This is a genomic window from Thermococcus coalescens (assembly GCF_055392585.1).
This window is the reverse complement of the sequence record NZ_AP043764.1, coordinates 415,758-437,810: the sequence shown is the minus strand read 5'-3', so window position 1 is coordinate 437,810 and position 22,053 is coordinate 415,758. Positions and strand designations below refer to the sequence as shown.

Genomic DNA, 22,053 nt, shown 5'->3' with positions numbered 1-22,053 from the left:
CCGACCACCTCACTCTATCTTTTCAAACATGTCCTTGGGAGCGCCGCAGAGCGGGCAGACCCAGTCCTCGGGAAGATCCTCGAACTTGGTTCCGGGCTCGATCCCCGTGTCGGGGTCGCCCTCGTCCTCATCGTAGATGTATCCGCATACTATACACTTCCATTTGGCCATTTCTTTCACCACCCTAACGTTATTAGTTCGACCTTATAAGGTTTGCGCCTCAAACCTGAGAAATGAAAAAGCGAAAAGTTCACTCAAAGACCACGAACTTGTCCCTCGGGGCACCGCAGACCGGGCAGTACTCGGGGGCCTCGTCCACGGCGGTGTAGCCGCACACCGGGCAGATGTATATCCTCTTTATCTCGATGTCCTTTCCGCTTTCGGCGAGCTCCTTCGCCTTGGCGTAAAGCTCGGCGTGTATCTTTTCTGCCTCAAGGGCGTAGTGGGTCGTTCTCACCGCGTCTTTCTCACCCTGGAACTCGGCGGCGTTCTTAAAGACCGGGTACATCTCCTCGACCTCGTAGGTCTCGCCGTCTATCCCTGCCTGCAGGTTCTCCGGGGTCTTGCCCAGGTGCTCAAGGGCTATGAAGTGGTTCTTGGCATGGACAAATTCAGCGTGGGCGATGGCCCTGAAGAGCTTGGCTATGTTGGGGAATCCCTCCTTCTCGGCCTGCTCGGCAAAAATCAGGTACCTCATGTGTGCCATGCTTTCGCCGGCAAAGGCATCCTCCAGAAACTTCCGGGTCATTTTCCTTTTCACCGCCATGCATACCACCTACAAACGTTGCTGCATTAATATCTCCGTGCCAGGGGTATATAACGATTTTCCAAACCAAAAGTTTGATGAAACCTGCACTTCAGTCAATAGGTAGTCCCTCTCTGATAATTTTTTCGAGCCTCATGGCTTCCCTGAGATCACCGAGGACGACGGCACCGGTGGCTTTCTCCCCATCGTAGAAGACCTTGGTGTTCTCATTGAGCCATTCTCCCCTCCCTTTCGTCCTTCCGATGATGGCTACGCTGAAGTCGGCGAACTTGAAGAACGCCGACCTGAACGGAACGTAGCTGGCCTCCTCCCCCCTTAGTATTCTCGCGAGAACCTTCGCCTGCTCCACCGCTGTTCTGGCCGTTCCCCCAACGACGCCCCCAAGCTCCGCGCAGTCCCCTATGGCGTAGACGTCCCTGGCTGATGTCCTGAGGTGGTCATCGACCAGTATTCCCCTGCCGGCGTGGATACCGCTCTTTAGGGCGAGCTCCCTGTTCGGTACTATCCCGAAGGCACAGACCTTCAGCTTCCCGGGGATGTAGCCCGTTTCGGTGTTTATACCATCTTCGTCGGCGCTTATGACTTTTGACTTCAGGTGGAACTCAACTCCAGTCCTCTCAAGTTCCTCCCTGATGCGGTCACTAAGTTCGCCGTCCAGGCCGAGCAGGGTCTCCCCCCTGTGAACCACCTTCACGGTGTGGCCGGCCTTGGCGAGGTTTCCGGCGAGTTCAAGAGCTATGAAGCCCCCACCAAGAACCGTTATCTCGCCCTCCGCCTCAAGGCGCTCTTTTATCAGCTCTGCATCTTTGAGGGTTCTGAGGGTTAGGATGTGCTCCTTTCCGGGGACGGTTGGCTCTCTGGCCCTCGCTCCGGTCGCCATGACGAGGACGTCGTAGGGTATCTCGCCCCCCTCCGTCACGAGAATCTTCCTGAACCTATCGATCAGCTTTGCCTCCGTCCCGAGGAGCAGGTTTATCCCTTTCTCCACATACCACTCGGGGGAATACGGAAAGAGCCTCTCCCCGGGGATGAAGCCCGCTATGTAGTGGCTAAGCATGGGCCTGGAGTAGTGGGGTAGCTTCTCCTTCTCGACTATGGTCACGTCAAACTCTTTGCTCAGGTTCTTGGCGAGCTCAAGACCACCCGGCCCGTTGCCGACTATAACGACCCTCACGCTGTCACCTCACTTCCTTGTGCGTGGGCCCAGGTAGAGCTCCAGCTGGGCGCCGAAGAACTCCACCGGCGCGTTCACGTACTCAGGCTGTCCCTGGGTGACGTCTTCGAGGTACTCGACGTGGCTCCGTATCGATGCGTAGTGCGCCCTTTCCTGTGCCGCCAGGAATCCGAATATCCCCCTGTGTTCTGGCAGTATCTTGCCCAGATGGCTGTACAGCCTCCCGGCGGTTTTTTCATTGACGAGTGCGACCCTCATTGCCTCGATGAGGTTTGCCACTGTGTCCACGCTGACCGAGGTCTCGGCAAAGGGTATGCCCTCCGGGACGGTGTAGTCGGTGTTCCCGAAGAGGCTCTCGTGCAGTTTGAGAAGTATTGTCCTGTGCCCCTCCTCGGCCTTGGCCAGCTCCCTGAAGAAATCTCCAAGAAGGGCCCCGCTTTTTGATGCAAGAGCCTCGTAGAACCGTTTTGCGTCTTCCTCAGAGGCTATGGCGTAGCCCAGTATCTCCCTCGGTGGGAGTTGGGCAAGTCTGTCAAGAACATCTTCCATCCACATCACCATCTTCTATATTTTTTGTGAAGTATTTAAATATGCGTGAGGCGAAAAAGGAAAGTGCCTCACGAGATCCAGGCCACGAGCTTTCTGACACCCTCCCTGAGCCGCTCCTCGTCGTCTGGCCTTGGCATACCACGGCTCTCGACGGTGTCGACGTGGTCAAACTTGCTGCGCGTTATCATGGTCTCTATCTTCTTACCGGCAACCCCCGCCCACCCGAAGGCTCCAACGATGAGGACGGGCTTCCCGTAGTTGGCCTTATCAACAATCTCGTAGAGTGTGTAGCGTATCCTCGGGTGTATCTCAGCCTCGTAGGTCGAGGCGCCTATTATTATTGCCTCGCTGTCCGGGACTTCTCCGAGTATGTCGCTCACCGCGGGGGCTTCCTTGTCCGTAAACTTGTATACGACGGGCTTCATCCCGTGCTTCTTAAGCTCGTCTATAACGATCTCCATCCTCCTCTCAACGAACCCGTACATGGAGTCATAGATAACGAGAACCTTGCCCTTTTTGCTCCTTCCCGAGCCCACGTCCTCGTAGTGCCTAAAAATCCTCATCGGGTCTTTTCTCCATATGAGACCGTGTCCGGGGAGTATCATCCTCGCCTCCTCGACTATTCCGAGGCTCTTGAGCTTCTTGATGTTCTGGACGATGTACTTGTGGTAGTGGCCTATGACGGTCACTATGTACTTCGTCACGTGCGGCAGGTAGTTCTTCACGACCTCCTCGTCGCTGTCGTCTATGGCCGGCGGGATTGAGTAGCCGCCGCCGGCGTCGCAGCTGAATATGAGCCTGTCCTCGACGACGTAGGTGATCATTGTGTCCGGCCAGTGGAGCCAGGGGACGGTTATGAAGCGGAACGTCCTCCCACCGATCTGAATCTCCTCGCCGTCCGCTATCGTGTGGAAGTTCTCGACGACCTTTTCCCCGAAGAAGCCCTCCATGAAGCGCTTGGCGAAGGTGGTGCCTATGAGCCTGGCCCTGTAGCCGTTGGCCTCAAGGAGCGCCGGGATGGCAGCGCTGTGGTCGGGCTCCGTGTGATGAACTATGATGTGGGTTATCTCCTTCGGGTCAACGAGCTTCCCCAGGGTCTCAAGGAACTCCTTGGTGTACTCCCCTTTCCAGGCGTCGAAGAGAACCACCGCATCGCCAGTCTTCATAAGGTAGGCGTTGTATGTTATCCCCTCCGGGATGTCCCAGGTGGCCTCGAAGTACTTTATCCTGTCATCGTCAATCCTCAGAATGTAGAGTTCGGGTTCATCGAGTATCTTTTCGACCCATATCTTGGGCATTTTCATCACCGAACCTACTTGGTGCGGGAACATAAAAAGGCTTTCTTGACCAAAAAGTTAAGGACGAAATTGGGTAGGGTTAAAATTCTGAAAGGGGGACTCACCCTCCCTCCAGGAGTCGGAATATCTCCTCCAGGTCGGGCACTTCCCTTATCGGGTAGACCCTGAAGAACGCTACCTTCCCCTCTTCGTCTATGAGGACGTTTGCCCTCTCTGAAAAGCCCTCCTTTTCGCGGAAGAGGCCGTAGAGCCTCGCAACCTCCCCGTGAGGCCAGAAGTCGCTCAGAATCCTGAGCTTCTTGAGGCCGATGTGCTCGGCCCAGGCCTTCTTGCTCGGCACGGCGTCGACGCTTATCCCGACGGGAACGACGTTCAGCCTTTCAAAGCGTTCGTGGTTTTCCTCAAGGGCCTTCATCTGCTTCTCGCATATTCCCGTCCAGGCCAGGGGATGGAAGGACAGCAGAACCTTCTTCCCCCTGAAATCGCTCAGCCTGAAGTCCTCCCCGTTCTGGTCCTTGAGGAGGAAATCAGGGGCTTGGTCTCCAATTTTCATAAGGAAACACCTCCAGTGCTTTCAAATCAAAAAATGAAAGGTTCCTCATGGCCTCTTGCTCTCGAAGAACATCTCCACGAGGTCGAGCTTCGGCCCGCGCTTCCACAGGGGCCTCTTATCGGTTCTGTAGGCCGGAACGCTCTCTTCAAAGGTCGGCCTCTCATTGATGTAGAAGATTCCCAGCGGGACGGGGTCGGTCTCTATGGCACGCTTAAAGGCCTCTTCCCTCTCGAAGGGCCCGTCCTCCATCCAGTAGGTGTGCTCCCTGTACCAGGCGTAGGTGTTCACCCTGTTGAAGCTGACGCACGGGTGGAGGATGTCAACTATCGCGAGGCCTTTATGCTGGATCGCCTTCTTGATTATCTCGACGCTCTCCCGGAAGTAGCCCATGAAGGTTCTCGCGACGAAGGAGGCGTTCATTGCTATCGCCAGGGCGACGGGATTGAAAGGCTCCTCAAAAACTCCCCAGGGCTGGGTCGGGGTTTTCATTCCAACCATCGTCGTCGGCGATGCCTGCCCCTTGGTGAGGCCGTATATCTGGTTGTCGTGGATGAGGACGGTTATGTCCGGGTTCCTCCTTATCGCGTGGAGCAGGTGGTTTCCTCCTTCCGCGTACATGTCGCCGTCTCCGCCCTCGGCTATAACGGTAAGCTCAGGATTCGCCGCCTTCACGCCCGTCGCTATGGGTATCGCCCTTCCGTGGAGCGTGTGGTAGCCGTTGGCGTTGATGTAGTGGGGCATCTTCGCAGCCTGTCCTATCCCGCTGATTATCGCCACCTGACTCGGTCTCAGGCCGAGTTCAGCCAGGGCCGAGACGAGTATGTTCCGTATGCCGAAGTTTCCGCAGCCGGGACACCAGGCGACGTCCTTGCTTCCTGGCCTTCTGGGTTCAAAGGCCTCCCTGCCAGTGGGAAGGTTCATTCTATCACCCCCTTGAGGGCGTCAAAAACCTCTTCCACCGAAAACGGCCTCCCGTCGTACTTCAGAACTCTGTGGCCGGCCTTAACGCCCAGTTCCTTCCAAAGGAGGTCGGCGAACTGACCTGTAATGTTGTTCTCAACAACTATGACCCTCCTGCCCTCGAAGAGCTCCCCTGTTTCGGGGTTGAGCGGGTAGACCCAGCTGAAGTGGATCAGGGCCACGTCATTCCTTCCGAGTTGCTCAAGGGCCTCCTCAACGGCGTGGAGCGTTGACCCCCACGAGACCACGAGGTACTCAGCGTTCTCGCTCCCAACGAGCCTCGGCAGGGGCGCGTTCTTCCGTATCGTTTCGAGCTTTTTGACTGCCCTCTTCTCCTGCATCTTCGCCGTCATCTCGGCGTCCTCCGTTATGTCCCCCCACTCGTCGTGCTCGTTGCCGTTGGCTACCACTACCTCCTCACCGTAGCCGGGAACGGCTCTGGGGGATATTCCGTCCTCCGTAAGCTCGTACCTCCGGTAGCCGGGCTTTGCCTCAACGATGTGTCTCTCGAACTTTACTCTCTCCAGCTCCGGCTTGGGCAGGTTGTAGTAGGTGTCGACGAAGTACTGGTCGGTGAGGATTATCACGGGCACCTGATACCTGTCCGCCAGGTTGAAGGCCTCAGCGCTCAGGTAGAAGGCCTCTTCCATGCTCCCCGGAGCGAGGATTATCCTGGGGAAGTCGCCGTGGCCGGCGTGGAGGACGAGGTTCAGGTCCCCCTGCATCGTTCTGGTGGGCAGGCCCGTTGCCGGCCCGGGCCTCTGGGCGAGGTGTATAACGACCGGGTTCTCCGCCATTCCGGCTAAACTTAACGCCTCGCTCATGAGGGCAAAGCCTCCTCCTGAGGTACTCACCATGGCCCTGGCCCCGGCGTACCACGCCCCCAGTGCCATGTTTATCGCCGCTATCTCGTCCTCGACCTGCTCGACGATTATCCCGAACTCCTCGGCCTTCTGCGCCGCGAATGTCGAAACGCCCGTAGAAGGGCTCATCGGGTAGAAGCTCAGGAAGTTCATGCCTCCGGCCAGGGCACCTATCCCAACCGCTTCCGTCCCGCTGAGGAGGATTTCCTCCCTGACTTTCTCGTCCCTCTCAATTTCTACCTTTATCGTTCCTTCCTCGCAGAGCCTAACGCCCAGCTCGTAGCCCTTCTTTGCGGCCTCGATGTTTTTCCGGACAACGTTCTCCCCCTTGCTCCCGAAGCGGTTCCTTACGTACTCCTCGACCGCCCCAAAGTCGCCGTGGAAGAGGCCGACTATAAGGCCCGCCGCGGTCGTGTTGATGTAGAGCTGGCTCCCGGTTTCGAGGGCGAGCTTTGTGAGGGGCACTTCGACGAGGTTCACATCTCCGAGAAAGCTTTCCTCGATGTTCTCCCTCTCGCCGAGGACGATGGTGGTGTCTGATATCCTGTCCTCCACCCAGCTCAGAACGCCCTGCTTGAAGGGCACGAGGATGTCTATCCTCCTCACAAAAGCCCTAACGCGCTTTGAAGAAACGCGGATCTCCGTGGTGTTTATCCCGCCCCTCACGCGGGACATGTACTCCTTGTTGGCATAGACGTGGTAGCCGGACTTCTTGAGGGCGTACGTCAGAATCCCCTCGACGGTCTGAATTCCCTGTCCGGCCGCTCCGCCGAGAACTATAGAAACGTCCTCTCTGAACCCTTTCATATCACATCACTCTCATCTAAGTTCGACTTTCGACATCATAAGGCTTGTGAATTAGGCTTATATAACTTTCTTTTGTGAACAAAAAATATTTGGATGGTGGGGAGAGAATCACTCCTCAGTGAGTGCCAGTGCGGCACTCCCTGCTTCAAACTCTGCTGTGAAAAGGCCCCTCGTCCTGTTGGCTATCCAGACGAGGCTGAGCATTATGGGCACCTCCTCCAGAACGCCGACGACCGTCGCCAGTGCCGCGCCGCTCTCAAGGCCGAAGAGGGCTATCGCCACTGCCACCGCTAGCTCGAAGAAGTTGCTGGCGCCGATGAATGACGCCGGAGCGGCAACTTTGTGCGGGAGCTTCCAGAACCACGACCATCCATAGGCTATGGCGAAGATGAAGTAGGTCTGTATGGTCAGCGGGATCGCTATGAGGACTATGTGAAGCGGGTTCTCCAGGATTATCTTCCCCTGGAAGGAAAAGAGGAGTATCAGCGTGAGGAGAAGGCCGATGATCGAGACGGTGCCCAGCTTTGGGAGGAACTCTCTCTCGAACCACTCCCGTCCTTTGGTTCTGAGGATGTGTTTCCTTGAGATGTAGCCTGCTGTGAGAGGAATCACCACGAAGAGGACGACCGAAAGTAGGAGCGTGTCGTAGGGCACGGGAACCTCGTTGAGTCCCATAAGAAAGCCGACGATGGGGGCGAAGGCGAAGAGGATTATGATGTCGTTAGTGGCGACCTGCACGAGTGTGTAGAGCGGGTCTCCGTCGGCGAGGTAGCTCCACACGAAGACCATCGCCGTGCACGGAGCTGCACCAAGGAGTATCGCTCCCGCTATGTACTCCTTTGCCAGCGAGGGCTCGATTAGGCCGAGCCTGGCGGAGAAGACCGCCCCTATAAAGAACGAGCTTATGAAGAACATGCTGAAGGGCTTTATCAGCCAGTTGGTGACCCACGTGACGGTTAGGCCCTTGAGCATCTGACCCTTGTGCACCCTCCTTATCGCGGAGAAGTCCACCTTGACCATCATGGGGTATATCATCGCCCATATCAGCACCGCTATGGGCATGTTGACGTTCGCAACGGTGAGCTTTGAGAGGGCCTCCGGGAGCGCCGGGAAAAACTTCCCGACCGCTATTCCCGCGATTATGCAGAGGAGAACCCACAGCGAAAGGTACTTTTCGAAGAAACTCAGCCCTTTCCTCCCCATTTTCTCTCACCACACCGACTAAAAAAATTTCAAATATAAATATTTCCAAAACGTTAGGTTTATCCCCTCTCCCGGAACTATATATGTTATATAGAATACTGCGGCAAGGGATTTAAAGCCCATCTCCGAATTCTCCCGGCGGTGGAAATGGTGGAGAAGCTCATCCTCTTTGTCTGCGTCAAGAACTCCGCTCGGAGCCAGATGGCGGAGGCGTTCTTCAATCACCTCAACGACGACCCGCGCTTTAGGGCAATGAGCGCGGGGACGGAACCGGCCGATGAGATAGACCCGCTCGCGAGGAAGGTCATGGAAGAGGTTGGGATCCCCCTCGATGGTCAGTACCCAAAGCTCTATACCGAGGAGATGGCGGAGGAAGCCTACCTCGTGATAACGATGGGCTGCCTAGACAGGTGCCCCTACGCCCCTCCCGAGAAGACGTGGGACTGGAGGCTGGACGACCCCTACGGCTTTCAGATTGAGAAGTACCGCGAGGTAAGGGATGAGATAAGGCAGCGCGTCCTGAGGCTCATTGATGACTTAAAAACCGGGAAGATCAGGGAGGAGATAATAGGGCAAAAGAACCTTTTCAAGATTGAATAGCGGATATCCTTGATGCTCCTGATCTCTCATCCTTTCTTTGGAGGGTCTTGATCGGGCGTTGCCGTTATCTCTTCCCCGCTCATGTTGCTCTTCTTGGTGATCTGACTCACTATCTCAAAGGCCTTCTTCGTGATGCGGCCCATTGCCACCCACTTCTTCAGGTACTCCCTCGGTGGGAACTCTATGGCGTCGCAGGGGCATATCATCGCGCAGGTGTTGCATCCGACCATACAGTTGTAGGGCCTTGCCACTACGGGCTTTCCCCCCTCTGCGTCCCAGTCAAAAACCCTCCTCCCGCAGGTGACGAAGCAGATTCCGCAACCTGCGCAGACGTCGTAGTTGATCTTCGGGTACCACTCTATCTTCTTCCTCTCAACCCCCCACCAGGGGACAACGCTCAGATCCTTAACGGGCCTTCCAAGGGCGTCTTTCCCTATGACGGGAGCCTCCACGTTGGGCATTTCCTTCACCCCATTAATCAAGAAAAAATTTTCATATAAAATATTTTTCATATGTTTTTGTTTCCAACCATCGGTTCTGGACGGTTCTGTTCAGAGAGTCTTCAAGTGCCAGGCGGCCTCAAAGAGGGAGTTTACATTGATATCGTCTCGGGAGAGGCGCTACTGCATAAACTCCGCTTCGCCGGGGTTCATACCAAGGGGTGAGGCTTACGAGAGGATGTTTAAATAAAAAGGAAGGGCTCAGAGCTCCTCTATGACCCCTCTGACGACCTCAAGGGGCTCCTTGATTACGTCCAGCACGTCATCGGCGGTGTTTATTGCGACGTAGGTCTCGCCGTCCTTCCGGTAGAAGAGCACCGGACACGGGGCAAAGGAGCCGATTTCGTATTCGACCTTGACCATCTCATAGAACTTCTTCGGGTTGCAGACCCAGAGGATCCTGTACGGCTCCATATCGACGCCGACCTTGGCCTTTACGACGTCGCTCGGTGTGAACTCCACCACAACCTTGTAGCCCTTCTCCTCAAGCTTTGCCTTAAACTTCTCCTCGGCCTCCTTGAGGCCCAGACTGAGTTTTCTCCTGTACCTGTACATCAAACCACCTCCTCAAAGCTGTGAGAGCGATTCAAAGAGCGAGCTCCAGAGCTTTAGCGGCGTCAGCTCTGTGAGCATCAGCAGGCCGAGCAGGATCAGAACCACCCCGAGGACGATCTCCCACCTCGCCCTGCCCTCTCCGCTCAGGGAGAGCCTTCCGGAGAGGAGCTTCCGGTTCACCCACTCGGCGAGGTCCTTCGATGCCGTCAGCAGGTAGACGGTGAGGCCCATCCCCAGGCCGTAGGTTCCCATGACGATGACCCCGCTCAGCGTGTCCCCGCTCAGGGCGGCGGTTATCACCGCGAAGCCGACGTAGGGGGCGATGCAGCCGAGCCACGTCGCTCCGAGCGCGGAGCCGAGGGCGAAGTCATAAGCGATGCCTTTCTTCCCGGATACCCTGTCGGCCGGGGAGAAGATGAGGAGCCTTTCGAGCCTCGAACTGACATGCTCGCTCACAAAACTCGCGCCTATGGCTATGAAGCCGACCCCACCGATGAGGTAGAGCGCTCCCTGTATCTGAGATGCATAACCACCGAGACTGCCGACGAGTGCCCCGAGCAGGGCGAAGGAAACCACCATTCCGGCTATTATCGCCTCGACCTTCCTCCTCGCGAAGGTCAGGGAGAGCGTCCCGGCTATTACCGGGAGAACGCAGGGTGAGAAGACGCTCACTATTCCGGCGGAGAATATCGGGAGCAGGACCGCGAGGCTGAGGTTGCTTCCCCCGTTGGGGGCCTCTGATCCGTTCCTGGCGGATGACCCCTGCCCCTCTGGCCTGGGGGCGGTTTGGAGTTCTTCCCCCTCCGTTGCCTTCTCCAGGAAGTAGGCCAGCCCGTCGGGGTTCAGGGCGCCTACCGCCACCCCCTTCAGAACCATCGTCCCGTTAACGGCCTTGAAGACGACCATGGTCGGCGTTCCGGGGACACCGACGCTTATCTCCTCTCCGGGAGTTTTGGGGTTGTAGTAACCGGCGTTGTCCGGCTGGATGACCACCACGGGGCTGTAAACCCTGTACCGGAGTGTCGTTATTGAGCGGCCTCTGTAAACGTCCACGGAGACGAGAACAAAACCATGGAGAGCCTTTTCTGCGGTGGCCGTCGGAAAGACGTTAGTTTTCATGTACTGGCAGGCGGGACAGCTCTCGGAGTGGTAGAAGATGAAGAAGTATCTCCCCTCGTTCGAGGAGACCAGCTTTTGGAGCTCCTTTTCGGTCGTGACGTCATGAAAAGACAGGTTCCCATACTTGACGGTCCCCGCGCTGGCCAGCGGTATGAGCAGCGACAGAATCACGAGCATCAAAAGCGCCCTGCGCACTCCTTTCACCTGAAAAAAGGTTAATGGAGTGGTTAAAAAGCCTTTTTTTGAAGCTTTTTTCATCAAAACGTCATCGGCACGTAGCCCTCCTCAAGCTTTTCCGCTATTATCCTCCCGACGTACTCAACCTTCGTGTACTTCTCCAGAGGCCCCACAAAACCCTCGACCTCGGCTATCCTCCTGCACGCTATCGGGGTTCTGCCCATCTCTGCCAGCTTCTTTACCCACGGCATGAAGAGCTCGTCTTCCTCCGCCACCGCCCTCTCTGCAGGCCCGAAGAGTATTACCTCAACGTCCTCAGCCCAGCCGTTCTGCAGGGCGTTGGCGGCCCACATGAACCCCGGAAGAGCCCTTTCGTCGGGGCTGGTGATTATCACGAGAACCTTCACCATTTACACAACACCCCCCGTTACTGCAGTTTCCAGTTCCTCCACGTCCCTCACGGAGATCTCGGCATCCCCTGCGATGACGTTTATGTTGCCGCAGTCGTACTTGGCGCACAGGCCAAGGCAGCCCTCGACGCTCACCTCGTATCCCTTCCTTTTCAGCAGGGCGACGACGTCGTCAAGGCGCTCTCCGGCGCAGAACTTGCACACCTTTGCGGTTGGAAAGACGTTGCATCCATTTTCACCCATGAGCACCACCGGTGTTTTATACTCTGGACTTCTTATTGGGTTTATCTTTGCCATTATAGAAAGGTCAGTGCCAAGAAATTTTACAGTTTATATTTGCCCGTGGCAGGTAGCAGAGGGTTAGCATAGGCATGTCTAAGGGAAGAATTAAAAATGAAAAGCTACCTCCAGGGCTCGCCAAAGCGGTTGAGGCTCACCTGTCCCCACTCGAAGACCTCATCCCCGTGGGGAGGCTTTTTCTCCGCGGGGTAGCCAACCCCTATGATGCAGAGGACGCGGTAGTTTTCCGGAATCCCCAGAAGCTCCCTCACGTAGTCCTCGACCGTTCTGCCGTCACCGTGCATCCTGTTCCTTATCTGCACCCAGAAGGAGCTTAAGCCGAGGGCAAAGGAAGCGAGCTGTATGTGCTCCGCCGCTATGCTGGCATCCTCCACCCAGACGTCACTCCTGCTTTCGTCCGCTGTGATAACTATCGCCAGCGGTGCTGTGGCTAAACCGGAAGCCCCGAGCTTTGCCTTCGAGAGGGCCTTGAGCTTCTCCCCATCGTCCACCACGATGAAGTGCCACGGCCTCTTGTTGAAGGAACTCGGCGAGAGGAAGGCCGCCTCAAGCAGCTTTTCCACGAGTTCACGCGGCACGGGTTTGTCCTGGAAGCGCCTCACGCTCCTCCTCTTTCGAAGGGCTTCAAAGAACTCCATCCAGCCCACCCCGCACCTTCGGTTTCAGGAGCATCAGATAGTGGTACTCCAGCTCCCTGTATTTTACCGGCTCGAAGTCTTCGGCAAGCCTGATGATGTCCTCCGGAGAGAGCCTCTCCTCCACGGGAGGCCCGAAGGGCATCGGCTCCTTCTTCCACTCGGCCACGAGAACGAAGGCCTTCCCGGCCCAGCGGAGGTACTCCCGCGGATTTTCCATCTCATGGAGAACGCTGGAGAAGACCGCAAGGTCGAAGTCGCCTATATCCGGCGGCCTCTCTGTGATCACCACCTCGACGTTATCCAGCTTTTCGTCCTCGATTCTTCTTTTCAGAATCTCCGCCATTTTCGGGCTTATCTCGATGGCGTACACCTTCTTGAAGGCCCTTGCCAGGGGCACGGTCAGGTAGCCGGTGCCGGCGCCAACGTCCACGGCGGTCCCTCTTTGGGGGACTTCGCGGACGGCAAAGTCTATCACCTCCTCCGCAGGGAAGACTTCCCTCCTCCACTCGGAGTCCAGCACACCCGCATGCTCGGGACTGAAACGGTGCATCTTAACCCCCATTGCATCGTTGGCCGTTCGGGTAGAAATTCCTTTTGGTTGAGCTGTTCATAGCAGCGCTGGATACCGTTAGAATCATGCAACCTTTGGTTTCCAAAACCCTTTTTATCCCCTCCACAGAGCTCCCAGTGGTGAGAGTATGGTGGGGGTAACGATGGACTTTTCAAGGCACTTCCCGATCATAGGAATAGATGGACAGAGAAAGCTGAGCGAGAGCACCGTTGCCGTTGTCGGAGCCGGCGCGCTGGGCAGCTGGGAGGTCTACTTCCTCCACAAGCTCGGTGTTGGGAAAATCATCGTCATCGACAGGGACTTCGTTGACGAGAGCGACCTCCCCAGGACGATATACACCAGGGAGGACGTCGGAAAGCCGAAGGTCGAGGTTCTGAAGGAGCGGTTCGGGGTCGTGGGACACTTCGAAGACCTCAACCCCGGAACGGTGGGTCTCCTGGACGAAGCCGACCTGATAATCGACGGGACTGACAACATCTACACGAGGCAGGTGATAAACGACTACGCGATAAAGACCGGGAAGCCCTGGATTTACGTGGGTGTCCTGGCAACCTACGGCAACATAATGCCGGTAATCCCCGGAAAAACCGCCTGCTTCCGCTGCCTGATGCCCAGGCTCCCGGAGAGGCCCCTGCCGACCTGTGCGATAGCCGGGATAATGAGCTACGTTCCGAGCTTTGCGGCATCGCTGGCGGTAGCGCTGGCGGCGAAGATCCTGCTCGGCGAGGAGGTCGAAAGCGAACTGTTCTTCTTTGACCTCAAGAGCATGGACTTCGAGAAGGTCAAAATACCGAGGAGGGAGGACTGTCCCGCCTGTGTGAGGAAGGAGCTCACGTTTCTCGAAAAGAGGATAAAGGTCGAGCGCATGTGCGACGGCTCGATACAGGTGACGCCGCCCGTACCTATGAGCATAAACCTCGACGAGTTCGCGGAGAGGCTTGAGAAGCTCGGCATCGAGCACCTGAAGACGAGCCAGTTCATCCAGTTCGAGGACGACTACGCCGAGATACTGGTGTTCAGGACTGGCAGAATGGTAATCCGCGGTGCCGAGGACGAGAAGGAGGCCAAGAACTTCTTCGCCCGCTACCTGGGTGGTTGAAGTGATAATCGTGCGCTACGGCGAGGTCGGCATCAAGGGCGGCAAAAGGAGGGAGTTCGAGAGGAAGCTCAGGGACAACATACTCGCCGCGCTGAGGAGAAAGGGCATAGAGGGACGGGCGAAGATAATCAGGGGGCGGATACTGGTCGATGCCCCGGACGAGGCGGCTGAAATAATCGCCAAAGTGCCCGGTGTGGTCTCCGTTTCCCCCGCGAGGGTGATGGACTACGAAGGGGTTCCCGCCTACCTGAGGGATGCCCTCAAGGGTCTCCACCCGAAGAGCTTCAAGGTCGAAACCCAGAGGCTCGACAAGACCTTCCTGAAGACATCAATGGAGGTGAACCGCGAGATTGGGGCCTTCATCGTCGAGAACTTCGGCTGGAAGGTCGACCTCAAAAACCCGGAGCTCGTCGTCGGGATAGAGATAATAGCCGGGAAGGCCTACGTCTTCTTTGAGAGGATACCCGGGGTGGGCGGCCTGCCGGTTGGGACACAGGGCAAGGTCGTCGTCCTGCTGAGCGGGGGCATAGATTCTCCCGTTGCCGCTTTCCTCATGCTCAAGAGGGGGGCTGAGGTCATCGCGGTGCACTTTGACCAGGGGCTGAACGCGAGAAACGTCGTCGAGAAGGTCGTTGACATACTTGAGGACTACTCGCCGGAGCCGATAGAGCTGATAGTGGAGAACCACTTTGAGATACTGAAGCCCTACGTCTCGGCCCTGGTAAAGGCCAATCTCCGCGAGTGGACGTGCGTGGTCTGTAAAGTTGCGATGCTGAGGAGAGCCGCGGAGATAGCGAGGGAGAAGGGTGCACTGGGAATAGTCACTGGGGACAGCCTCGGACAGGTCGCCAGCCAGACCCTCGCCAATCTCTATTTCGAGACAATGAGCGTGCGCTTCCCTGTCCACAGGCCGCTTTTGGGGATGGACAAGGAGGAGATAGTGGCGATAGCGAGAAAGATAGGGACGTATCAGGCGTTCCTTGAGTACCCCTACTGCGACTGCCCGTTCCGCCCGGAAAGGGTCGTTACGAGTGGGAAGCTTGAGCAGTTCCAGAGGGTTCTGGGTGTGCTGGAGCGGGAGGGGCTGGTATGAGAAAGCTTTTAAAGTAACCCTGTGTAACTATACCTGGAGGTGGTGGAGATGCTGAGCGAAAAGATGCTGAAGGCCCTCAACGAGCAGCTGAACAGGGAGCTCTATTCGGCCTACCTGTACTTCTCGATGGCGGCCTACTTCGAGGACATGAACCTTGAGGGCTTCGCCAACTGGATGAAGGCCCAGGCCGAGGAGGAGCTTGGCCACGCCCTGAGGTTCTACAACTACATCTACGACAGGAACGGCAGAGTGGAGCTCAAGGCAGTCCAGGAGCCGCCCAAGGAGTGGGACTCACCGCTTGCCGCTTTTGAGGCGGCCTACGAGCACGAGCAGTTCATAACCAGACACATACACGAACTCGCCGCCCTTGCCGAGGAGGAGAAGGACTACTCGACGAGGGCATTCCTTGAGTGGTTCATCAACGAGCAGGTCGAGGAGGAGGCGAACGTCAAGAAGATCGTCGATAAACTCAGGTTCGCCAAGGACAGCCCGCAGGTCATCTTCATGCTTGACCAGGAGCTCGGCCAGAGACAGCCCCAGCTCCCGGGACTTCTCCTTCAGGCTGGAGGCTGAGGTTTTTCTCCCTCATTTGTTCTTCTTCTGGCCTTCCCGAAATACACAGTTTTGCGAAGAAAGGTTTTAAAAGTGTGCTTTTCTACCCAAACGCGGGTAAAGAAAAAACGGTGATGCTCATGCTGAAAGTGGAAGATCTCCATGTTAAGGTTGCCGAAAAGGAAATCCTCAGGGGAGTGGACTTTGAACTCGCATCGGGCGAGCTCCACGTCGTCATGGGGCCGAACGGTTCAGGAAAGTCAACGCTTGCCCTGACCATAGCGGGCCACCCAAGATACACCGTCACCAGGGGCAGGATAATCTTCGACGGGGAGGATGTGACCGACGCAAAGCCCGAGGAGCGGGCCAGGAAGGGCATCTTCCTGAGCTTCCAGCATCCGGTGGAGGTCGAGGGAGTCAAGGTCATAAACTTTCTCCAGAGGACCCTGAAGAACCTCCGGGGCATAGAGGAAGTTGAAGCCTACGACATGATATTCAAGGCAGTTGAGGAGCTCGGCTTTGAGGGCTCGATGCTCTCAAGGGAGCTGAACGTCGGCTTCTCCGGCGGCGAGAGGAAGAAGCTTGAGATGCTCCAGGCGTACCTTGTGAAGCCCAAGCTGCTCATTCTCGACGAGCCGGACAGCGGCGTCGATGTTGACTCGCTCAAGGTCATAGCCGGGATAATAGCGAGGCTCCACAAAGAGGGCACCGGGATACTCCTCATCACGCACTACGGCAGAATCCTTGAGTACCTCAACCCCCAGAGGGTTCACGTGCTCAAGGAGGGCAGGCTCGTCGTTTCCGGCGGGATGGAGCTTGTAAAGCTCATCGAGGAGAAGGGCTTCGCGGCGGTGGGTGGTAATGGCACAGCAGTCAAGGCTTGAGGAGATACTCAAGGCGGGTTCGCTCGAGGAGATACTGGGAACCGCCGTCCCCTACCCCAAGGAAATCGAGCTGCGCGGTGAGATCACCGAGGACGTCATCAGGGAAATATCCCGCATAAAGAACGAGCCCGAGTGGATGCTCAGGCACCGCCTCAAGGCACTGGAGCTCTTCAAGAAGCTCCCGATGCCCAGGTGGGTGGTCGGGATAGAGGAGCTCGACCTGGAGAGCTTCTCCCTCTACTCAAAGCCCGAGGTGGGCAACGAGGTTAAGGACTGGGACGATTTACCGGAGAACATCAGGAAGACCTTTGAGAGGCTCAACATCCCGGAGATAGAGAAGAGGTTCCTCTCAGGCCTTACGGCGGTCTTTGACAGCGAGAGCGTTTATTCCCAGCTCAAGGAGGAGTTCGAGAAGAAGGGCATAATAATGGTGCCGATGGAGGAAGCGGTTCAGAAGTACCCGGACATCGTTAAGCGCTACTTCGGCAGGGTCTTTCCGGCTGGAGATCACAAGTTTTCAGCCCTGCACCACGCCCTCTGGAGCGGTGGGGCGTTCGTCTACGTCCCGAAGGGGGTCAGGGTGCCCTTCCCGATAGAAGCATTCTTCGTCATAGGCTCCGCATTGGAGGGGCAGTTCGAGCACACCCTCCTAATAGCGGACGAGGGGAGCTACGTCCACTTCATAGAGGGCTGCAGCGCGCCGATGTACAAGGGGTTCTCCTTCCACGACGGCATGGTCGAGATCTACGCCCACAGGAACGCCACGGTAAAATTCACGACGATACAGAACTGGAGCAGGAACGTCATCAACTTCAACAACAAGCGCGCCATCATAGAGGAGAACGCCTACGTTGAATGGATAGAGGGCAGCATCGGGAGCCACATAACCTACACCTACCCGTCGAGCGTCCTGAAGGGCGAGGGGGCGAGGACATCCCAGTACGTCGTCTCGCTCAGCAACGGGCCATATCTCAAGGACACCGGGGCAAAGACTTGGCACCTCGCCCCAAACACGAGCTCTAAGATAGTCTCGAAGAGCATAAGTGCCAACGGCGGGATAAACATATACCGCGGACTGGTGAGGATCCTCAAGGGCGCGAGGAACTCCACCGCGACGGTCTCCTGTGACTCCCTCATCCTCGACGAGGAGAGCAAGGCCTACACCTACCCGCACAACCAGAGTGACGAGCCGAGCGCGAGCATAATCCACGAGGCAACAACAGGAAAGCTCGGCGAGGACAAGCTCTTCTACATGAACTCCAGGGGGATAAGCGAGGAAGAGGCAAAGAGCCTCATAGTCCTTGGATTCATCAGCGAAATTCTCGAAGGACTCCCCTTCGAGTACGTCGAGGTGCTGAAGAAGGTCATAGAGCTTGAGTTCAGCGAGGTTGGGGGTGTTGGCTGATGCGCTCTAACAAGCTCTCTAACGGGCTCTCTAACGGCCCTCTCATCACCCGCGAGGCCATTGAAAGGCTCACCTACCAGAAGTACGGGGACAGCCCTACCATAAAGAGCTACACCAAGTGGAAGCTCTTCCAGGAGAACTCGCCGCTAAAGCTCCCGACGGAGGCTAAGGCGGGGGAGGTTCCGATAGGGGGGAACATCCTTCTGTCGGGGAGCGAGGCGAGCTTCGACCTTCCCGATGGAGTTGAACTGGGGGAGGGCACCTTGGGCCTCTCACAGCCGGAGGAGTCGAGGATCCTCGGCTTCCACTTCTACGCCCTTAAAAAGGCCTACAGGGTGAAGATTACCAAAGACCTGGTGGAGCCCCTCGTCATAGTGTCCCACCTCTCCGCCAAGGCCTTCATCAGCCACCACATCAGCATCGAGGCCGAGGACGTTAAGGCCCCGATAATAATCTACGATTTCGCCGAGAAGGGCACAAAGTCCCTCGTGGTCGAGCTGAAGGCCAGAAACGCCGAGCTTGAGATCCTGACCATTGGGAGGCACGAGGGCCTTTCTCACTACCTCCTCAGGGCGAGCCTAGGAGAGGGGGTGAGCGTCAGGGCCTTTACCGTCATAAGCGCCGGGGAGATGAGCCACCACCGCGAGGACTACTCCCTTGAGGGAGCTGGAAGCGGGCTGATGCTGAGGGGAATGCCAATAGCCATCGGTAAATCCGTGGACTACCTCACCAACGTCCTCCAGCACGGAGAAAAAACGGTGAGCGAGACGAGGGTTCACGGCTTCTCCTACGAGAACGGTTGGACGGTTCACAGGGGCGTTGCAAAGGTCTTTGAGAGCGCGAGGGACTCATCGAGCGGTGTCGTGTCCCAGATAACCATAATGGACGAGGGCTCCCTCGGTGTGAGCGTGCCGATGCTCGAGGTGGATACCGGGGAGATAGAGAACGCCTCCCACTCCTCCTCGGTCAGGCAGTTCGACGAGGACGCGCTGTTTTACCTCCGCTCTCGTGGGCTAGACAGGGAGGAGGCGCTGAGCCTTTTCGTGCACGGCATAGGGGAGGTCCTCAGCTCCCACCTCGAAAGGCTCAGGAGCAAGGCGAGGAGCGCTACTGCCGAACTCGTCGAGGAGCTGTTGTGAGTCTTTTCCCTTTCCCGTTTTTGCCTTTTTTCCTTGAATTTGGAGTATGGGCCTGTCCGTATCAGAACCCAGAACTCACCATGTTCTGTGCCACGTGTTCATGATTACTCCCGAAAATTTTATAACTATGACTCGAGTATACTCGAGTAGGTGACAAAGAATGGCCGAAGCACCAACCCTTGAGAAGATAAAAAAGTTGGGTCAAGTTCTTACTCCTTTTGAAATTGCGGAATTCCTTGTTAATTGGGCAATAAAGAGCCCCAACGATACAGTACTCGAACCAAGCTGTGGGGATGGTGTTTTTTTAAGGGCAGCAATCAGGCGGTTGATGGAGCTCGGGGCTTCCCAGGAATCAATATCTAAACAGGTTTATGGCGTAGAAATAGATCCTGAAATACTTGAAAAGACCAAAAAACTTCTTTTGGCTGAGTTTTCTTTTGTACCCACTCTGATAAATGCAGATTTTTTTGATCTGGAACCTCCAAGAGGCCAGCAGACTTTGAATAACTTGCTTACAGCCCCAAGAATTCCAAAGGTAGACGTTGTCGTTGGAAACCCTCCGTACATTAGATATCAATCTTTTTCGGGAAAAAGCAGAGAGAAAGCTCTCAGAACGGCCCTCGAAGAGGGGATTAAACTTCCCGAACTAACGGCCTCGTGGGTCCCATTCGTAATTCATGCAGAGAAGTTTCTTAAAAAAGACGGCCGTCTTGCGATGGTACTTCCTTCGAAACTTCTCCACGTTGGATACGCAAAACCATTTAGAAAATGGCTTTTGAAGAAGTTTTCTAACATTACCATAATATCGTTTGAGAGGCGGGTATTCTCAGGCATTCTCGAAGATACAGTTTTGCTCTTAGCCAGTAAATCTGGGCCCTATGGGGTTCGATTTGTAGAAGTCGCTGATGAAAAGGATGTCTCTGGGTTGGATTTGGAGTCTTCGATTTTCCTGCTCACACACCCAAATCCCGATGAAAAATGGACAAAGTATATGCTCCCTCAAAATCTGGGGAATTCCCTGGCAAAAGTGCTTAACAAAGTTAGAGGGAAGACCATTCTTCTTGGAGAGATAGGGGTAGTAACAATTGGAGTCGTGACGGGAATCAACGAGTTCTTTACTTTAACAGAGGAAGAAGCAAACTCGTGGGGAATTGAGAAAGAGTACCTAGTACCCTTAATCTCTCGAGCTGAACAAATACCCGGAGTTGAAGTTACTACCTCTGACTGGGAGCTTATCAAAAAGCTCGGCCAGAAGTGCTATCTTCTGTATGTTACAAAACCATGGGACGAACTAGAAGCTGGAGTGAGAGAATATCTCATCAAAAGAGGGGAAGAACTTAACGTTAGATCTCGCTACAAAGTGAGGATAAGAAAAACATGGTATACCGTGCCTGGAGTTAGGTTCCCAGACCTTTTTATGAGCTATATGTCCCATGAAGCGCCCAAAATAGCTTCCAATGAGGTCGTAGTAGATGGGAGGAAAGCCACTAGCACAAACACAATTCACCAGATATTCCTCAAGAGGAAACTTGAACCAAGGTTGCTCTCTACTCTGTTTTATAACTCTCTAACATTGCTCTCCGCCGAGCTTGTGGGAAGATTTTATGGGGGAGGCGTCCTAAAGATCGAGCCAAAAGAAGCTGAGAAAATCTTAATTCCAACGCCTGAAGAACCGAAGGAAATTCTTGATATATCTTCAAAAGTTGACCGGCTGCTAAGGGCTAAAAGAACCACTGATGCTGTTGCAATTGTCAATGAAGTCGTACTTGAAGGGGAACTTGGATTGAAGCCGAGGGATATTGAGGTTATTGAGGAAGCTTGGAAGTATCTCCAGGAAAGAAGGATAAAAAAGAGCCTTGGCTAGTCCAAGTGTTTATCCAGGAACTTTATAAGATCCTTCACTGCGTCGTCTATTGAAATCCTTTCCCTTTTGATTCTCTCGGTTTCAACGGGGACATATTTTCCATTCTCCTCCCGGAACATGAAAAGACCTACCGCGTTGTTGTATTTTAGGAGATTCCTGAATTTTTCGAGAAGAAGATCGGGATTATCAAAGTCTACTCTCCTTCCTGTTTTACTGTCAAGACGCCCCGAGGCAAGCCTTGATGCCCAGAATGAATAAAAACCCGGAATGGAATAATGAATCCACCTTACCCACCAGCTATTATTAGAAACTTCAGAAAAAGTGTTTTTAGAGTTCACAGCACTTATTATGGCATCCTCTGGAGTGTAGCGAAGTTTTAAATCCACTGCGGTAAACTTGACTTCCTTTAATCTTTTATCTAAGTCACTCTGCGTCTTTCTTTCCTTCTGAATCACTGCTCCCCTCTTATGCCTTGGGCTGCCTGTCATCTTGACCTCGCCGGCCACTAAAACGGTGTTATCTCTCACATAAGCGAGATCAACGTCGTGAGTTCTCTCAGAATATCCAGGAATTCTCCTATCTGTTAGGCGGTAGGTTCCTTCGGATCTTACGTAAATCAATTCGCTGATAAAATCTCTAAATGCGTTTCCTTTCTGTCGGTACTCTCCCTCCGGAAGCCTGCCCTCAATACGGGCCTTTTCAACAATCTGGTAGTATGCTTCAAGAAAGTCGTTCTGGATTGGCTCAAAGTGCCCTCCTGATGATCTTGCTAATTCAGTTATGGACTCACAGAACTTCTTAATGACGGGACTTTTTAAAGTATGACAAGAGCTGGTTTCCATGCTTTTTCACCCCGTAGGAAACTAAAACATGGACAAATTAAAACTGTTTTGCAGAGTTTTACTTCTGCTGTACAGAGTCGTAAGCACTTCCACTTTCACACTCAAAAATGTTTAACACTGTCCCTTTCCGTC

Annotated in this window: 25 protein-coding genes; 8 read left to right on the top strand and 17 right to left on the bottom strand. The window is 55.1% G+C overall.

The window, feature by feature from the left end; all coding sequences use genetic code 11:
* Nucleotides 1-9: 9 nt before the first annotated feature.
* The 9 genes from rd to arsB all read right to left on the bottom strand — a co-directional run bounded on the left by rd (nt 10) and on the right by arsB (nt 8,173).
* Nucleotides 10-171: a rubredoxin gene (gene rd / locus ACZ5M3_RS02520; protein WP_012571827.1), complete on the bottom strand. Its 162-nt coding sequence runs from the start codon at nt 169-171 to the stop codon at nt 10-12.
* A gap of 79 nt (nt 172-250) precedes the next feature.
* On the bottom strand, nt 251-766 hold the full coding sequence (locus tag ACZ5M3_RS02515) for a rubrerythrin family protein (protein WP_464840140.1): 516 nt from the start codon (nt 764-766) through the stop codon (nt 251-253).
* Between the two features lie 91 nt (nt 767-857).
* Nucleotides 858-1,940: an NAD(P)/FAD-dependent oxidoreductase gene (locus tag ACZ5M3_RS02510; protein WP_464840139.1), complete on the bottom strand. Its 1,083-nt coding sequence runs from the start codon at nt 1,938-1,940 to the stop codon at nt 858-860.
* 9 nt (nt 1,941-1,949) lie between these two features.
* Complete coding sequence (locus ACZ5M3_RS02505; protein WP_464841041.1) at nt 1,950-2,495, bottom strand: ferritin-like domain-containing protein; 546 nt, start codon at nt 2,493-2,495, stop codon at nt 1,950-1,952.
* A gap of 62 nt (nt 2,496-2,557) precedes the next feature.
* Entirely contained in the window at nt 2,558-3,787 is a 1,230-nt protein-coding gene (locus tag ACZ5M3_RS02500) for an FprA family A-type flavoprotein (protein WP_464841039.1), read from the bottom strand.
* A 100-nt stretch (nt 3,788-3,887) separates the two neighbouring features.
* Nucleotides 3,888-4,340 (bottom strand): peroxiredoxin, encoded by a 453-nt coding sequence (locus ACZ5M3_RS02495; RefSeq protein ID WP_464840138.1) that lies wholly within the window; start codon nt 4,338-4,340, stop codon nt 3,888-3,890.
* A gap of 45 nt (nt 4,341-4,385) precedes the next feature.
* Nucleotides 4,386-5,261, bottom strand: coding sequence for a thiamine pyrophosphate-dependent enzyme (locus tag ACZ5M3_RS02490; protein WP_464840137.1), 876 nt, complete (start codon nt 5,259-5,261; stop codon nt 4,386-4,388).
* Nucleotides 5,258-6,970 carry a 2-oxoacid:acceptor oxidoreductase subunit alpha gene (locus ACZ5M3_RS02485; protein WP_464840136.1) on the bottom strand — a complete coding sequence of 571 codons (1,713 nt, stop codon included), beginning with the start codon at nt 6,968-6,970 and terminating at the stop codon, nt 5,258-5,260. Before ACZ5M3_RS02485 ends, ACZ5M3_RS02490 begins: the two co-directional genes overlap by 4 nt.
* A gap of 108 nt (nt 6,971-7,078) precedes the next feature.
* On the bottom strand, nt 7,079-8,173 hold the full coding sequence (gene arsB / locus ACZ5M3_RS02480) for an ACR3 family arsenite efflux transporter (RefSeq protein ID WP_464840135.1): 1,095 nt from the start codon (nt 8,171-8,173) through the stop codon (nt 7,079-7,081).
* A gap of 147 nt (nt 8,174-8,320) precedes the next feature.
* Here arsB and ACZ5M3_RS02475 point away from each other — a divergent pair, with 147 nt between their 5' ends.
* Complete coding sequence (locus ACZ5M3_RS02475) at nt 8,321-8,773, top strand: arsenate reductase ArsC (RefSeq protein ID WP_464841037.1); 453 nt, start codon at nt 8,321-8,323, stop codon at nt 8,771-8,773.
* A gap of 26 nt (nt 8,774-8,799) precedes the next feature.
* Here ACZ5M3_RS02475 and ACZ5M3_RS02470 read toward each other — a convergent pair whose 3' ends face one another.
* From ACZ5M3_RS02470 to ACZ5M3_RS02440, 7 genes are all read right to left on the bottom strand, one after another.
* On the bottom strand, nt 8,800-9,234 hold the full coding sequence (locus ACZ5M3_RS02470) for a 4Fe-4S dicluster domain-containing protein (RefSeq protein ID WP_464840134.1): 435 nt from the start codon (nt 9,232-9,234) through the stop codon (nt 8,800-8,802).
* Between the two features lie 240 nt (nt 9,235-9,474).
* Nucleotides 9,475-9,828: a DUF302 domain-containing protein gene (locus tag ACZ5M3_RS02465; protein ID WP_464840133.1), complete on the bottom strand. Its 354-nt coding sequence runs from the start codon at nt 9,826-9,828 to the stop codon at nt 9,475-9,477.
* Between the two features lie 12 nt (nt 9,829-9,840).
* Nucleotides 9,841-11,142 carry a cytochrome c biogenesis protein gene (locus ACZ5M3_RS02460; RefSeq protein ID WP_464841036.1) on the bottom strand — a complete coding sequence of 434 codons (1,302 nt, stop codon included), beginning with the start codon at nt 11,140-11,142 and terminating at the stop codon, nt 9,841-9,843.
* Between the two features lie 62 nt (nt 11,143-11,204).
* Entirely contained in the window at nt 11,205-11,534 is a 330-nt protein-coding gene (locus tag ACZ5M3_RS02455; protein ID WP_464840132.1) for a hypothetical protein, read from the bottom strand.
* Nucleotides 11,535-11,777: a hypothetical protein gene (locus ACZ5M3_RS02450; RefSeq protein ID WP_464841035.1), complete on the bottom strand. Its 243-nt coding sequence runs from the start codon at nt 11,775-11,777 to the stop codon at nt 11,535-11,537. It abuts the gene before it with no gap.
* A gap of 158 nt (nt 11,778-11,935) precedes the next feature.
* Nucleotides 11,936-12,472: a nitroreductase family protein gene (locus ACZ5M3_RS02445; protein ID WP_464840131.1), complete on the bottom strand. Its 537-nt coding sequence runs from the start codon at nt 12,470-12,472 to the stop codon at nt 11,936-11,938.
* A complete protein-coding gene (locus ACZ5M3_RS02440; RefSeq protein WP_464840130.1) occupies nt 12,459-13,022 on the bottom strand; it encodes a class I SAM-dependent methyltransferase in 564 nt (187 codons plus the stop codon). Before ACZ5M3_RS02440 ends, ACZ5M3_RS02445 begins: the two co-directional genes overlap by 14 nt.
* A gap of 148 nt (nt 13,023-13,170) precedes the next feature.
* Between ACZ5M3_RS02440 and ACZ5M3_RS02435 the strand changes: the two genes are divergently transcribed.
* The 7 genes from ACZ5M3_RS02435 to ACZ5M3_RS02405 all read left to right on the top strand — a co-directional run bounded on the left by ACZ5M3_RS02435 (nt 13,171) and on the right by ACZ5M3_RS02405 (nt 21,079).
* Nucleotides 13,171-14,142 carry a ThiF family adenylyltransferase gene (locus ACZ5M3_RS02435; RefSeq protein WP_464840129.1) on the top strand — a complete coding sequence of 324 codons (972 nt, stop codon included), beginning with the start codon at nt 13,171-13,173 and terminating at the stop codon, nt 14,140-14,142.
* Nucleotide 14,143: 1 nt separating this feature from the next.
* Complete coding sequence (gene thiI / locus ACZ5M3_RS02430) at nt 14,144-15,235, top strand: tRNA uracil 4-sulfurtransferase ThiI (protein ID WP_464840128.1); 1,092 nt, start codon at nt 14,144-14,146, stop codon at nt 15,233-15,235.
* 48 nt (nt 15,236-15,283) lie between these two features.
* The gene (locus tag ACZ5M3_RS02425; protein WP_464841033.1) at nt 15,284-15,808 is read left to right on the top strand and encodes a ferritin; all 525 of its coding nucleotides are present in this window, start codon (nt 15,284-15,286) and stop codon (nt 15,806-15,808) included.
* Nucleotides 15,809-15,927: 119 nt separating this feature from the next.
* The gene (gene sufC, locus ACZ5M3_RS02420) at nt 15,928-16,671 is read left to right on the top strand and encodes a Fe-S cluster assembly ATPase SufC (protein ID WP_464841032.1); all 744 of its coding nucleotides are present in this window, start codon (nt 15,928-15,930) and stop codon (nt 16,669-16,671) included.
* Nucleotides 16,649-18,076, top strand: a complete 1,428-nt coding sequence (gene sufB, locus ACZ5M3_RS02415) for a Fe-S cluster assembly protein SufB (RefSeq protein WP_464840127.1) — start codon at nt 16,649-16,651, stop codon at nt 18,074-18,076. The genes sufC and sufB overlap by 23 nt, the downstream gene beginning before the upstream one ends.
* Nucleotides 18,076-19,215 (top strand): SufD family Fe-S cluster assembly protein, encoded by a 1,140-nt coding sequence (locus ACZ5M3_RS02410; protein ID WP_464840126.1) that lies wholly within the window; start codon nt 18,076-18,078, stop codon nt 19,213-19,215. Before sufB ends, ACZ5M3_RS02410 begins: the two co-directional genes overlap by 1 nt.
* A 160-nt stretch (nt 19,216-19,375) precedes the next feature.
* Nucleotides 19,376-21,079, top strand: coding sequence for an HsdM family class I SAM-dependent methyltransferase (locus ACZ5M3_RS02405; RefSeq protein WP_464840125.1), 1,704 nt, complete (start codon nt 19,376-19,378; stop codon nt 21,077-21,079).
* Here ACZ5M3_RS02405 and ACZ5M3_RS02400 read toward each other — a convergent pair.
* Nucleotides 21,076-21,921: a hypothetical protein gene (locus ACZ5M3_RS02400; protein WP_464840124.1), complete on the bottom strand. Its 846-nt coding sequence runs from the start codon at nt 21,919-21,921 to the stop codon at nt 21,076-21,078. The two genes, ACZ5M3_RS02405 and ACZ5M3_RS02400, sit on opposite strands and share 4 nt — an antisense overlap.
* Nucleotides 21,922-22,053 lie beyond the last annotated feature (132 nt).

Excerpts from the sequence above, each read along its gene's own strand:
- rd (WP_012571827.1), bottom strand. The coding sequence starts at position 171 with ATGGCCAAATGGAAGTGTATAGTATGCGGATACATCTACGATGAGGAC.
- ACZ5M3_RS02515 (WP_464840140.1), bottom strand. The coding sequence starts at position 766 with ATGGCGGTGAAAAGGAAAATGACCCGGAAGTTTCTGGAGGATGCCTTT.
- ACZ5M3_RS02505 (WP_464841041.1), bottom strand. The coding sequence starts at position 2,495 with ATGTGGATGGAAGATGTTCTTGACAGACTTGCCCAACTCCCACCGAGG.
- ACZ5M3_RS02500 (WP_464841039.1), bottom strand. The coding sequence starts at position 3,787 with ATGCCCAAGATATGGGTCGAAAAGATACTCGATGAACCCGAACTCTAC.
- ACZ5M3_RS02495 (WP_464840138.1), bottom strand. The coding sequence starts at position 4,340 with ATGAAAATTGGAGACCAAGCCCCTGATTTCCTCCTCAAGGACCAGAAC.
- ACZ5M3_RS02490 (WP_464840137.1), bottom strand. The coding sequence starts at position 5,261 with ATGAACCTTCCCACTGGCAGGGAGGCCTTTGAACCCAGAAGGCCAGGA.
- ACZ5M3_RS02485 (WP_464840136.1), bottom strand. The coding sequence starts at position 6,970 with ATGAAAGGGTTCAGAGAGGACGTTTCTATAGTTCTCGGCGGAGCGGCC.
- arsB (WP_464840135.1), bottom strand. The coding sequence starts at position 8,173 with ATGGGGAGGAAAGGGCTGAGTTTCTTCGAAAAGTACCTTTCGCTGTGG.
- ACZ5M3_RS02475 (WP_464841037.1), top strand. The coding sequence starts at position 8,321 with ATGGTGGAGAAGCTCATCCTCTTTGTCTGCGTCAAGAACTCCGCTCGG.
- ACZ5M3_RS02470 (WP_464840134.1), bottom strand. The coding sequence starts at position 9,234 with ATGCCCAACGTGGAGGCTCCCGTCATAGGGAAAGACGCCCTTGGAAGG.
- ACZ5M3_RS02465 (WP_464840133.1), bottom strand. The coding sequence starts at position 9,828 with ATGTACAGGTACAGGAGAAAACTCAGTCTGGGCCTCAAGGAGGCCGAG.
- ACZ5M3_RS02455 (WP_464840132.1), bottom strand. The coding sequence starts at position 11,534 with ATGGTGAAGGTTCTCGTGATAATCACCAGCCCCGACGAAAGGGCTCTT.
- ACZ5M3_RS02450 (WP_464841035.1), bottom strand. The coding sequence starts at position 11,777 with ATGGGTGAAAATGGATGCAACGTCTTTCCAACCGCAAAGGTGTGCAAG.
- ACZ5M3_RS02445 (WP_464840131.1), bottom strand. The coding sequence starts at position 12,472 with ATGGAGTTCTTTGAAGCCCTTCGAAAGAGGAGGAGCGTGAGGCGCTTC.
- ACZ5M3_RS02440 (WP_464840130.1), bottom strand. The coding sequence starts at position 13,022 with ATGCACCGTTTCAGTCCCGAGCATGCGGGTGTGCTGGACTCCGAGTGG.
- ACZ5M3_RS02435 (WP_464840129.1), top strand. The coding sequence starts at position 13,171 with ATGGTGGGGGTAACGATGGACTTTTCAAGGCACTTCCCGATCATAGGA.
- ACZ5M3_RS02425 (WP_464841033.1), top strand. The coding sequence starts at position 15,284 with ATGCTGAGCGAAAAGATGCTGAAGGCCCTCAACGAGCAGCTGAACAGG.
- sufC (WP_464841032.1), top strand. The coding sequence starts at position 15,928 with ATGCTGAAAGTGGAAGATCTCCATGTTAAGGTTGCCGAAAAGGAAATC.
- sufB (WP_464840127.1), top strand. The coding sequence starts at position 16,649 with ATGGCACAGCAGTCAAGGCTTGAGGAGATACTCAAGGCGGGTTCGCTC.
- ACZ5M3_RS02410 (WP_464840126.1), top strand. The coding sequence starts at position 18,076 with ATGCGCTCTAACAAGCTCTCTAACGGGCTCTCTAACGGCCCTCTCATC.
- ACZ5M3_RS02405 (WP_464840125.1), top strand. The coding sequence starts at position 19,376 with ATGGCCGAAGCACCAACCCTTGAGAAGATAAAAAAGTTGGGTCAAGTT.
- ACZ5M3_RS02400 (WP_464840124.1), bottom strand. The coding sequence starts at position 21,921 with ATGGAAACCAGCTCTTGTCATACTTTAAAAAGTCCCGTCATTAAGAAG.